10 protein-coding genes are annotated in these 11,900 nt (G+C 69.5%); 7 read left to right on the top strand and 3 right to left on the bottom strand.

All coding sequences use genetic code 11. The features are described 5' to 3' along the window. Window positions 1–380 precede the first annotated feature (380 nt). The gene (tpiA, locus tag AC07NS_RS21935) at window positions 381–1,142 is read right to left on the bottom strand and encodes a triose-phosphate isomerase (protein WP_494606719.1); all 762 of its coding nucleotides are present in this window, start codon (window positions 1,140–1,142) and stop codon (window positions 381–383) included. A gap of 164 nt (window positions 1,143–1,306) precedes the next feature. Between tpiA and AC07NS_RS21930 the strand changes: the two genes are divergently transcribed. Together AC07NS_RS21930 and trpE are read left to right on the top strand one after the other, a co-directional pair. Next, entirely contained in the window at window positions 1,307–3,283 is a 1,977-nt protein-coding gene (locus tag AC07NS_RS21930) for a peptidylprolyl isomerase (protein WP_494606717.1), read from the top strand. Then, complete coding sequence (gene trpE, locus AC07NS_RS21925) at window positions 3,280–4,818, top strand: anthranilate synthase component I (RefSeq protein WP_494606715.1); 1,539 nt, start codon at window positions 3,280–3,282, stop codon at window positions 4,816–4,818. Before AC07NS_RS21930 ends, trpE begins: the two co-directional genes overlap by 4 nt. A gap of 58 nt (window positions 4,819–4,876) precedes the next feature. Here trpE and AC07NS_RS21920 read toward each other — a convergent pair whose 3' ends face one another. Together AC07NS_RS21920 and AC07NS_RS21915 are read right to left on the bottom strand one after the other, a co-directional pair. Continuing rightward, window positions 4,877–6,991, bottom strand: a complete 2,115-nt coding sequence (locus AC07NS_RS21920) for a multicopper oxidase family protein (RefSeq protein ID WP_494606713.1) — start codon at window positions 6,989–6,991, stop codon at window positions 4,877–4,879. A gap of 103 nt (window positions 6,992–7,094) precedes the next feature. Then, the gene (locus AC07NS_RS21915) at window positions 7,095–7,301 is read right to left on the bottom strand and encodes a hypothetical protein (protein WP_199228632.1); all 207 of its coding nucleotides are present in this window, start codon (window positions 7,299–7,301) and stop codon (window positions 7,095–7,097) included. Window positions 7,302–7,465: 164 nt separating this feature from the next. Here AC07NS_RS21915 and AC07NS_RS21910 point away from each other — a divergent pair, with 164 nt between their 5' ends. The 5 genes from AC07NS_RS21910 to lexA all read left to right on the top strand — a co-directional run bounded on the left by AC07NS_RS21910 (window position 7,466) and on the right by lexA (window position 11,775). After that, window positions 7,466–8,062, top strand: coding sequence for an anthranilate synthase component II (locus tag AC07NS_RS21910; RefSeq protein WP_494606712.1), 597 nt, complete (start codon window positions 7,466–7,468; stop codon window positions 8,060–8,062). Between the two features lie 15 nt (window positions 8,063–8,077). Further along, window positions 8,078–9,106: an anthranilate phosphoribosyltransferase gene (gene trpD / locus AC07NS_RS21905; protein ID WP_110122093.1), complete on the top strand. Its 1,029-nt coding sequence runs from the start codon at window positions 8,078–8,080 to the stop codon at window positions 9,104–9,106. Then, window positions 9,103–9,891: an indole-3-glycerol phosphate synthase TrpC gene (gene trpC, locus AC07NS_RS21900; RefSeq protein WP_494606710.1), complete on the top strand. Its 789-nt coding sequence runs from the start codon at window positions 9,103–9,105 to the stop codon at window positions 9,889–9,891. Before trpD ends, trpC begins: the two co-directional genes overlap by 4 nt. 86 nt (window positions 9,892–9,977) lie before the next feature. Beyond that, on the top strand, window positions 9,978–10,763 hold the full coding sequence (gene lepB, locus AC07NS_RS21895) for a signal peptidase I (RefSeq protein WP_494606709.1): 786 nt from the start codon (window positions 9,978–9,980) through the stop codon (window positions 10,761–10,763). A 304-nt stretch (window positions 10,764–11,067) separates the two neighbouring features. Continuing rightward, window positions 11,068–11,775 (top strand): transcriptional repressor LexA, encoded by a 708-nt coding sequence (gene lexA, locus AC07NS_RS21890; protein ID WP_494606708.1) that lies wholly within the window; start codon window positions 11,068–11,070, stop codon window positions 11,773–11,775. Window positions 11,776–11,900 lie beyond the last annotated feature (125 nt).

Raw genomic sequence — 11,900 nt, 5'->3', positions numbered from 1 at the left:
TGGTCGCTGGCCGCGCGCCCCTTCGGTGCGGCGAGACCCAGTGATTATGCAGCGGGTTTGAGCGCGTCTGATCCAGGACGGTGAGAAAGTTGCAAGGGATTGGATTGGTTGGGGTTTGGTCCGGGCGCGACGGGGATAGACGCTCACCAATCCCCATCAGCCCAATCCAACACCGCCTTCCTGGGCCTTGCGCCCAGGATCCATCGTTCAGCTGCTCATACCTGTCGAGGACGGCCGAGGTTTGAGCGGTCGCCGGCATGGGCCCTCGCCACAAGGGCGAGGGAGGCGAAGTGGGGCGGTGAAAAGCCTGGGTCCCCGCTTTCGCGGGGATTTTACCGGAGGGGAGCGGCCTCCCCTCCCTCTCAAGCCGGAAACCGAAATCAGGCCGCGCGGATGATCGCCAGGAAGTCCTTGGCCTTCAGCGAGGCGCCGCCGACCAGGGCGCCGCCGACTTCCTCGGTGGCCAGGATCTCGGCGGCGTTGTCGGGCTTCACCGAGCCGCCGTAGAGGATCGGCACGCTCGCGCCCTGGTCGCCGAAGCGTTCGACCAGGATCGCGCGGATGGCCTTGTGGATGGCGGTGATGTCGGCCGGGGTCGGGGTCAGGCCCGTGCCGATGGCCCAGACGGGCTCGTAGGCGACGGCGAAGGCCTGGCCGGCCAGGCCGGCCGGCAGCGAGTTGCGAATCTGGCCGGTGACGATCGACTCGGCCTGCCCGGCCTCGCGCTGAGCCAGGGTCTCGCCGCAGCAGATGATCGGCTCCAGCCCGGCCGCCAGGGCGGCCTCGACCTTGGCCGAGACCAGCTCGCAGGTTTCGCCGTAGCCGCCGCGCCGCTCGGAGTGGCCGAGAATCACCAGCCGGGCGCCGGCGTCGACCAGCATCGCGGCCGAGACATCGCCAGTGAAGGCGCCCTGCGGGGCCGGGTGGCAGTCCTGGCCGCCGACGATCACTGGCTCACCGGAAAGCGTTTCGGCCATGCGCTGCAGCAGGGTGGCGGGCGGACAGATGGCGACCCGGGCGGCCGGCGGAGCCTCGGCGACCGCCGCGGCGACGGCCCGGGCCTCGTCCAGCGAGGCCTCCAGGCCGAACATCTTCCAATTTCCGGCGATCAACGGCCGGGGCGTCGTCAGAGAAACGGTCATGAGAGTGGCTTTGGGGACGTGGTCCCTTCGGAAGTCAAGTCCGCTTCGGCTTGCTCACTCGCCTTGGCCTCTACTATACCCGCTTGCTCGCATCGAGTGCGTCGCCGTGGCGACCGTCCGTGCGAACGACATCGGGCGAAACTCAGAAGGTAGTTCCAAACGTCATGCTCGCCGGTTTTCGCTCCCTCGCCAAATCACCCTTCGCGGTCGTCCTGTTCGGCCTGCTGATCGCCAGCTTCGCCGTCTTCGGCATCAGTGACGTCTTCAAGCGCTCGCCCGCCGCCGACGTGGTCGACGTCGGCGCGCGCAAGGTCACGCCCGAGGACTTCAAGAGCCGCTTCGACACCTATCGCCGCCAGCTGGAAAGCCAGGGCCAGAGCCTGACGCCCGACGAAGCCGTCGCGCGCGGCGTGGACCGCCAGATGGTCCAGGAACTGGCCCTCCAGGAATCGATGGCCGAGCTGATCGCCAAGATGGGCGTGCGCCCGTCCGAGACGCTGATCGCCACCACCCTGCACAAGCAGATGAGCGAGCTGCCCGTCGGCCAGCGTCCGTTCAACCCGATCACCGGCCAGTTCGACAAGGAGGCCTATGAGCGCCTTCTGCGCGACAACAACCTGACCCCGACCCGCTTCGAGGCCTCGCTGCGCGACGACATCGCCCAGTCGCAGTTCTACGCCAGCGTCGCCAACGGCCTGCGCACCCCGCGCATCTATTCGGCCCTGCAGGCCGTCTACGGCCTGGAAAGCCGCGACCTGGCCGCCTTCGCGATCAACCCGGCCAGCGTGCCCCAGCCGGCCGCGCCGACCGACGCCCAGCTGCAGGCCTTCATGAAGGACAACGCCGCCGCCCTGACGCGCCCCGAGACGCGCCAGCTGGCGATCGTGCGCTTCAGCGCCAAGGCCCTGGAGCCGACCGTCACCGTCGACCCGGCCGAGGTTCAGAAGACCTTCGACTTCCGCAAGGAGACCCTGGCCGCGCCGGAAACCCGTTCGCTGATCCAGATCGTCGCCCCGGACGCCAAGGCCGCCGCCGCCATCGCCGATCGCCTGCGCAAGGGTGAGGATCCGGCCGCCGTCGCGAAGGCCTACGGCAAGACCCCGGTGGTCATCGCCGACAAGCCCAAGACCGCCCTGCCCGACCGCAAGGTCGCCGACGCCGCCTTCTCGCTGGCCGAGGGCCAGGTCAGCCCGCCGATCGCCGGCGAGCTGGGCCAGTCGGTGATCAAGCTGACCAAGATCACCCCGGCCAAGGCCGCTTCGCTGGAAGCCGCTCGTCCGAAGATCGAGGCCGACCTGCGCGTCCAGAACGCCCAGGCCAAGGCCTATGAGCAGACCCAGACCTACCAGGACGCGCGCGACGCCGGCGCCGCCATCCCCGCCGCGGCCGCCAAGGCCGGCGCCGTGGTCGTGACCAGCGCGCCGATCACCGCCCAGGGCACGGACCTGGCCGGCCAGCCCTTCCCGGGCCTGACGCCGGACGTGCTGAAGACCGCCTTCGCTCTGCCGAACGGCGGCGAGAGCGACCTGATCGAGGCCGAGAAGGGCGAATACTTCGCCGTCCGCGTCGAGAAGGTGATTCCCGCCGCCCTGCCCCCGCTGGCCGAGATCAAGGGTCCGCTGGCCAACCAGTGGATGCTGCAGGAACTGTCCAAGCGCCTGAAGGCCAAGGCCGACGAACTGGCCGCGCGCGTCCGCAAGGGCGAGTCGCTGGACAGCGTCGCCGCCACCGCCGGCTCGAAGGTGCAGAAGGTGGCCGGCCTGTCGCGCGAGAACGCCCGCCAGTACCAGGCCCTGGGCCGCGACCTGCTGATCGGCGCCTTCAACGCCAAGCCGGGCGAGGTGTTCACCGCCCGCGCCCCGGCCGCGCCAAACGCGCCGCAGCTGACCTATGTGGTCGGCCGCATCGAGGGCGTGCACACCGGCGACGCCGCCGAGATCGCTCGCGCCACCGAGACCCTGCGTCCGCAGACCAGCATGGCCTACATGCGCGACGTCGGGCAGGCCAGCCGCGTGGCCGCCATGGCCAAGCTGAAGCCGAAGACCAACCTGACCCTGGCCCGCCAGGCCCTCGGCGTCGACACCGACGCCCTGGCCAAGTCGGGCAAGGACACGGCCACGAAGCCGGGCGCGGCTCAATGAGCCTCGAGCCGGGCTTCGACGCCTTCGCGGCCGGCTACGACGCCGGCCTCCCGCAACTGGTCTGGACGCGGCTGATCGACGACCTGGAGACCCCGGTCTCGGCCTATCTGAAGATCGGCCACGGTCGTCCCTACGCCTTCCTGTTCGAAAGCGTCGAGGGCGGCGCCTGGCGCGGCCGCTACTCGATCGTGGCCATGAAGCCGGACGTCGTCTGGCGCTGCCGCGGCGACCAGGCCGAGATCGCCCGCGACGGCGACATCGCCGCCGGCAAGTTCACGCCGCTGGAAGGCGGCGCGCTGGACAGCCTGCGCGACCTGATCGCGCAGTCGAAGATGGAGCTGCCGGCCGGCCTGCCGCCGATGGCGGCGGGCATCTTCGGCGCGCTGGGCTACGACACCGTGCGCCTGGTCGAGAAGCTGCCGGACATCAATCCCGACAGCCTGGGCCTGCCCGACGGCATCATGACCCGGCCCTCGATCGTGGCCGTGTTCGACGCCATCGCCCAGGAGATCGTGCTGACCACGACGGCGCGCCCCACCCCGGGCGTGTCGGCCAAGGACGCCTATGCGGCGGCTCGCGAGCGCATCGAATCGGTGATGGCCGACCTGCGCCGTCCGCTGGCCCACGACGCTCCGCGCAGTCCGCAGGGCCCGATGGAGTTCACCACCCCGGTCAGCCGCGAGGACTATCGCGAGGTGGTCGAGAAGGCCAAGGAGTACATCCGGGCCGGCGACATCTTCCAGGTGGTGCCCAGCCACCGGTTCCGCGCCCCCTTCGGTCTGGACGCCTTCGCCCTCTACCGCTCGCTGCGCCGGACCAACCCGTCGCCGTTCCTGTTCTTCCTGGACCTGGACGGCTTCAACCTGGTGGGGTCCAGCCCCGAGATCCTGGTGCGCCTGCGCGACGGCAAGATCACCATTCGCCCGATCGCCGGCACCCGCCCACGCGGCGCCACGCCGGAAGAAGACCTGGCGCTGGAGAAGGAGCTGCTGGCCGATCCCAAGGAGCGGTCCGAGCACCTGATGCTGCTTGACCTGGGCCGCAACGACGTGGGCCGCGTGGCCATGCTGGGCCAGGCCGGCAACAACGGCGGCCCGGGCCGCGGCGCCAAGCACGCCAACGTCCGCGTGACCGACAGCTTCACGATCGAGCGCTACAGCCACGTGATGCACATCGTCTCGAACGTCGAGGGCGACGCGCCGCAGAACGTCGATCCGGTGGACGTGCTGATGGCCGCCCTCCCCGCCGGCACGCTGTCGGGCGCGCCCAAGGTGCGGGCGATGGAGATCATCGACGAACTGGAGGTCGAAAAGCGCGGCATCGGATACGCCGGCGCGGTTGGCTATATCGGCGCCGACGGCTCGGTGGACACCTGCATCGTGCTGCGCACGGCCCTGGTCAAGGACGGCATGATGTACGTCCAGGCCGGCGGCGGCGTTGTGGCCGACAGCGACGCCGACGCCGAATACGACGAGACCCTGCACAAGTCCCGCGCCCTCAAGCGCGCCGCCGAGGAAGCCTGGCGCTTCGCCTGACGGGCTTCGGATATCGAGTAAATGAAGGGGGCGGCCGCGAAGGCCGCCCCCTTTTTCGTCAGTGGTCCATATGGCCCGGCGGACGGGCCGCGCCTTCCGGCCCAGCGACGTCGGTGAGACCATGGCCCAAGGCGATCGGCTTGCCGTCGGGACCGCGGTCGGCCACGCGGACCATCTCCATCATGCCTTTGTCCTCGTGGTTGAGGATGTGGCAGTGCAGGACGAAGTCGCCGATGTAGCGGGCGTAGTGGCTGCGCACCTTCACCACGACGCCCGGCTCGACGAACAGCGTGTCCTTGAAGACCCCGGTCAGGCCGAAATATTCCGAGTTCGGATCCTTGGTCAGGTCGACGCCGCCCTTGGTGGCCGATTCCAGCTCGAACGGATTGACGTGGATGTGGAACGGGTGGCCGACCTTGAAGTCGCCCTTCTGGACCGACAGCGTCCAGCGGTCGGTGTCGCCCAGCACCAGGGTGCGCGAGAAGTCGTTGGGATCGAAGCGCTTGACGTCGGTGTCGGTGCGGCCGATGCCCGGCCCCGACTTGCCGCCCGGCTTGGACGGCGGCGCCTGCAGCGAGAAGACCAGGGTCTGCTCGTTGTCGATCTTGTCGGCCAGCAGGCTGGGGTGCGGCGCGAACGACGCCAGGGTCAGGTCGCGGCGCAGGTCGGCGACGACCTGCTCCTTCAGTGTCGCGTCGGTGATCGGCAGGTTGCTGGCGGCGTTGACCAACAGCGTCTTGACCTGATCGGCCGGCGGCGCGACCGGGCCGGCGCCCGGCGCGACCTCGACCACGAACAGCAGCTGGCGACGCTCGGCGCTGCCCTCGACGCCCGACTGCTGGACGTTCACCAGCTCGTCGATGACGCAGTAGGAGCCGGGCTCGGCGAAGGCCACCAGCAGGTCGCTGCGATAGCCGGGCTGCATGACCGTGGCCTTGCGCTCCAGCACCTTCTGGCGGGTCAGGCCGTCGGCGGCGATCTCGAACTGCGACACCGCCTCGCTGGACGGCGCGCATTCCTTGGCGATCAGGGCGTCCTGGCCCAGCGGCCCGACCTTGGCCAGGGCGGCCAGCGGGCTGGTCCCGATACGCTTGCGGATCGAGATCTTGACCGTGTCGGACACCCCGCCGTGGATGAAGCGCCAGCGCTCGGGCGCGCCGGCCACGGCCTTCTGGTTCAGGGTCTCGAGCGTGGCGCCGTTGACGGTGGTGAAGCGGCCGGAATTGGACCAGTTGCCGCCGCCGATGATGTCGTAGCTGTCGAGCACGCCGGTGTCGCCCGCGTCGCAGTACCAGTTCTTGCGCGACGGCGTGAGGATGCGGGCCTTGGGTTTGCCCTCGGCGTCACGGCAGGCGTACTGGATCTGTTGCAGCACGAAGACGTGGTCGGGCGACTTTGCCAGCAGCACGTCGATGTCGCCCGGAACCACCTTGCGGGCCGGCAGGTCGCCGCCGGCCTCGACCACGCGCGGCAGGCGGTCGCCCTTGATCACCAGCGCGCCGACCAGGCCGCTGGAGACCTGGATCGCCGTCGAGCCGTGGACGTGCGGGTGGTACCAGAAGGTGCCGGCCGGGTGGTCGCCGGGGATGTTGTACTCGTACTCGTAGGTGAAGGTCGGATTGGGCGGCAGCTGGCGCAGGACGTTGTCGCTGATCCCCGCCGGGCTGACCCACAGGCCGTGGCTGTGCAGGTTGGTGGTGTTGAAGCAGTGCGGCTCGTTGATGTCCTCGGGGTGGCCGGGGCAGTTGGCCTCGGCCGGCAGCAGGTTGCGAATCTTGACCCGCACCGTCTGGCCAGGACGCGACACCAGGGCCGGCGCAACGTAGGGCCGGCCCGGCTCCGACGGATGCAGGCGGTCCTGATAGGCCCGCAGTTCGACGTCGTCGAAGGCGCCCTCGTACTTGTCCTTGCCGACCTGTTTGCCGCTGTTGGGGTTCCAGATCTTGGCCTTCAGCAGGACGATGTCGAGATTGGCCTCGACCTCGTCGCCCTTGGGCGGCGGGGCCGGCACGGCGCCGAACAGTTTCAGCGGCGTTTCGGGCGGGCCTTCGCCCGGCGCGATCGTGGTGAGGATCGGCGGGTCGGAGACCGGAGCCGCCTGGCGGGCCAAGGCCGTTCCGGCCGGCAGGGCGAGGGCCAGAGCCGCTCCGCCCAAGAGTCCGAGTTGTCGCATGTGCACCCCCGTGCATCCCAAAGATGCGGGAGGGTGATTTGATATCTGCGGTGGATCAAGCCGGATTCACAACCTTGGGAACCCATTTTGAGCGGCCTGCGGCCTAGTCGCCCAGGCGCTCCTTCGGCAGGTGCTGGGTGACGGCCGGCGGGGCCAGGACCATCACGGCCGCGAAGCTGACGGCGGCGCTGGCCGCGAAGGCCGCGGCCATCAGGACCGGCATGATCCGCTGACGCCGGCGCGGCGCGCGCAGCAGGGCGCGGGCGTAGGACAGGGCGGCGGTGTCGAGGGCGGAATCAGCGACGGACATGCGGGAAATCATGCCCGATCGCGCCCCGGTGGCAACGGCCCGACGGCGCGGCCGTTCGCCGCTGGCTGAAACATGCTTTGAGGGGGAAACAGAAAAACTCTCTCCGTAAAGGGATGACGCGCCGCCCCTGCCCGGACTAGAAGCGAGGCCTGAAAGGCGGCGTCATGATCCTGGTCATCGATAACTACGACAGCTTCACCTACAACCTCGTGCATTACCTGAACGAGCTGGGGGCGGAGACGCTCGTCCATCGCAACGACGACCTGACGGTGCAGGAGGCCCTGGGCCTGAAGCCGCAGGCGGTTCTGCTGTCGCCGGGCCCCAAGGCCCCCGACCAGGCCGGCATCTGCCTGCCGCTGCTGCGCGGCGCGCCCGACGACCTGGCCATCCTGGGCGTCTGCCTTGGGCACCAGGCCATCGGCCAAGCGTATGGCGGCGAGGTGGTGCGGGCCAAGGAGGTCATGCACGGCAAGACCAGCCCGATCCGCCACGCCAACAAGGGCATCTTCAAGGACCTGCCCGACCCGTTCACCGCCACCCGCTATCACAGCCTGGCCGTGCGCCGCGAAGACCTGCCGGCCGAGCTGGAGGTCACCGCCTGGACCGCCGACGGCGAGATCATGGGCGTGCAGCACAAGACCCGTCCCGTGCACGGCGTGCAGTTCCACCCCGAATCCATCGCCACCGAGGGCGGCCACCAGCTGCTGGCCAACTTCCTCGACCTGGCTGGCGTGCGCCGCGACGCCCAGATCTGGGTCTAGGACGGGGCTAGAGACATGTCCGACGCCTTCAAGCCCCTGCTGGCCAAGCTGGCCGACGGCCAGACCCTTTCGGAAGACGACGCCGAGGTCTTCTTCAGCGCCTGCCTGCGCGGCGAGCCCACCCCGGCCCAGGTGGCCGCCGCGGTCACCGCCATGCGCCTGCGCGGCGAGACCGTGGGCGAGATCGCCGCCTGCGCCCGCGCCATGCGCCGCGCCGCCGTGCATCTGGAACACCCCTATGACGTCGTCGATGTCTGCGGCACCGGCGGCGACGGCCTCCACACCCTGAACATCTCCACCGCCGTGGGCTTCGTGGCCGCCGGCGGCGGGCTGAAGGTCGCCAAGCACGGCAACCGCGCTGTGACCAGCAAGTCGGGCACCGCCGACGTGCTGGCGGCCCTGGGCGTCAATATCGACGCGACGCTGACGCAGCAGCGCGCCGCGCTGGACAGCGCCGGCATCTGCTTCCTGTTCGCCCAGTCGCACCACGGGGCGATGAAGCACGTGGCGCCGATCCGCCAGCAGCTGGGCTTCCGCACCATCTTCAACCTGCTGGGTCCGCTGACCAATCCGGCCGGCGCCAAGCGGCAGGTAGTCGGGGTTTCGGCGCCGCGCTTCGTCGAGCCGATCGCTCGTGCGCTGGGCGCCCTGGGCGCCGAACGCGCCTGGTCGGTGCACGGCGGCGGCATGGACGAGCTGACCATCACCGGCGAGACCGAGGTGGCCGAATGGCGCGAGGGGGCGATCCGCCTCTTCACCATCACGCCCGAGGCCGTGGGCCTGCAGCGCGCCTCGCTGGCCGAGATCACCGGCGGCGACCCGGCCTTCAACGCCGCGGCCCTGACCCGCCTGCTCGACGGCGAGACCGGCGCCTATCGCGACATCGTGCTGCTCAACGCCGCCGCCGCCTTCCTGGTGGCCGACAAGGTCGAGACCCTGCGCGAAGGCGTGGAGCTGGCCGGAGCCGTGCTCGACGACGGCCGCGCCAAGGCCGCCCTCGCCGGCCTCGTGGCCGCTACCAACGCCGAACCTGTGACCGCATGACCGACATTCTCGCCAAGATCGCCGACTACAAGCGCGAGGACGTCGCCGGCCGGAAGGCCGTGCGCTCGCAAGGCGACGTGGACGCCGCCGCCAAGACCGCTTCGGCGCCGCGCGGCTTCAAGGCGGCGCTGGAGGCCAAACACGCGCCGGGGAAGCTTTCCCTGATCGCCGAGATCAAGAAGGCCTCGCCTTCGAAGGGCCTGATCCGCGCCGACTTCGATCCGCCGGTGCTGGCGAAAGCCTATGAGGACGGCGGCGCGGCCTGTCTCTCGGTGCTGACCGACGGCCCGAGCTTCCAGGGCGCCGACGAGTATCTGGTGGCCGCCCGGGCGGCGACCGCCCTGCCCTGCATCCGCAAGGACTTCCTGGTCGACCCGTGGCAGGTGGCTGAGAGCCGCGCCCTGGGCGCCGACGCCATCCTGGTGATCCTGGCGATGATCGACGACGCCCTGGCGGCCGAGCTGATGGCCGAGGCCGCGCGCCTTGGCATGGACGCCCTGGTCGAGGTGCACGACGAGGCCGAGACTGAGCGCGCCGGCAAGCTGGGCGCCACCCTGTTCGGGGTCAACAACCGCGACCTCAAGAGCTTCGTGGTCGATCTGGCCGTGACCGAGCGCCTGGCCCAGCTGGCGCCGGCCGGCTCGCTGCTGGTCACCGAGAGCGGCCTTTTCACCCATGCCGACGTAGTGCGGATGGAAGCCTGCGGGGCCACGGCCATGCTGGTCGGCGAAAGCCTGATGCGCCAGGCCGACGTCACGGCCGCCACGCGCGAGCTGATCGGCTAGACTTCCCGTAACGGCGCTCGGCCACGTTTCGGCCAAGCTCGCGCTTCTCAATGCCCCTCGGTGTTCGACATCGAGGGGCTTTTCGCATGACCGCCGGCAAGACGTCGCTTCGTACCCATCTGATCGAATGGGCCAAGACCCTGGCGCTGACGGCGGCCATCGTGGTCGTGCCGAGCACCGTGCTGTGCCAGCCGTTCCTGATCCCGTCCGGCTCGATGGAGCCGACCCTGCTGATCGGCGACCGCATCCTCGTGAACAAGTTCGCCTATGGCTGGAGCCGCCACTCGGCGCCGTTCAGCCCGCAGATCGGCCATGGCCGGCTGATGGGCCGCGAGCCCGCGCGCGGCGACGTGGTGGTGTTCAAGAAACCGGGCGATGGCCGCACCGACGTGATCAAGCGCCTGATCGGCCTGCCCGGCGACGAGTTGCAGGTGGTGGACGGGGTGCTGCGCATCAACGGCGCGCCAGTGGCTCTGCGGCCGCTGGGGACGCGGATGGAGGACACGCCGTTCGGCGTGCTGCCGACCGAGCACTTCGCCGAGACCCTGCCGGGTGGCGGGACCCACCTGATCAACAGCTACGGCCCGCGCACGGCGGCCGGCAACACCGCGGTCTATCGCGTGCCGGAGGGCTGCTACTTCGTGATGGGCGACAACCGCGACAACTCGCTCGACAGCCGCTTCGACCCGGGCCCGATCCCGCCCGGCCAGGCTCGCTGCGCCTGGAACCCGGCCGTGGACGCCAATCTGCCCGCGCAGATCGGTATGGGCTTCGTGCCGTTCGAGAACCTGGTCGGCCGGGCCGAGATGGTGGTGTTCTCGTGGGAAAGCGGCGCCGGCCCGCGATGGAATCGGTCTTTCCAGCGGCTGTGAATCAGGGGCCGCGGGCCGGGAATCGCGGTATCGGCGGTGATATTCTCGGCGCTTCGGGCGCGGCGCGATCGCACCGTCTACGGAAAATCACGGCTCGGTTCGTCTTCGCGGCCCTGCGCGACCGACTGAGAACGGCGGACTTATCCGGCGTAAAATCAGTCGCTTAGGACGCAGGTCCTGACATGGGCGCTGCAAGCAAATTGGCAGAACGCCGGTCGCTGTAATTCACTTGACCTTAACCAAGAACACCTAGAGAACACTCGAAAGGTTTGCGGTTTGTTCCGCGACGACTTGCGAGGCCGTCATGCTCACCCGCAAGCAGCACGAGCTGCTGATGTTCATCCACGAACGGATCAAGGAGACCGGCGTCTCCCCCTCCTTCGACGAGATGAAGGAGGCCCTGGACCTGGCGTCGAAGTCGGGCATCCACCGGCTGATCACGGCCCTGGAAGAGCGCGGCTTCATCCGTCGCCTAGCCCACCGGGCCCGGGCGCTGGAGGTGGTGAAGCTGCCGCAGCAGGCCACGACGGCCGCCCCGCCCAAGGGCCGAGGCGCGTTCCGGCCGCAGGTGCTGGAAGGCGGCGGCCCCGCTCCTTCGGCCCCTGCCCCGACCCTGCCGGTCGCCAACGACAGCCGCGAGCTGCCGATCCTGGGCCGCATCGCCGCCGGCACGCCGATCGACGCCATCCAGCACGAACGCGACCGCCTGCCGGTGCCCGAGACCATGCTGGGCGGCGGCGAGCACTACGTCCTCGAGGTGCAGGGGGACTCGATGATCGAGGCCGGCATCCTCGACGGCGACTATGTGATCATCAAGAAGGGCGACACGGCCAACAGCGGCGAGATCGTCGTCGCCCTGGTCGGCGAGGAAGCCACGCTGAAGCGCCTGCGCAAGAAAGGCGGCTCGATCGCCCTGGAAGCGGCCAACCCCAAGTACGAGACCCGCATCTTCGGCCCCGACCAGGTCGAGGTGCAGGGCAAGCTGGTGGGCCTGATCCGTCGTTATCACTGACGGCGACAGCCTGAAGGCCGGGATTTCGAAGGGACGCGATCGGAAGGTCGCGTCCCTTTTCGTTGCGAGAAGCGCCCCTCACGCTTGTGTTGACTCAATCAACAAAACTCCAATATTGACGCGAT

The sequence above is a fragment of the Caulobacter sp. GW821-FHT10A10 genome (genome assembly GCF_059415745.1).
This window is presented reverse-complemented; position numbering and strand designations above follow the sequence as displayed.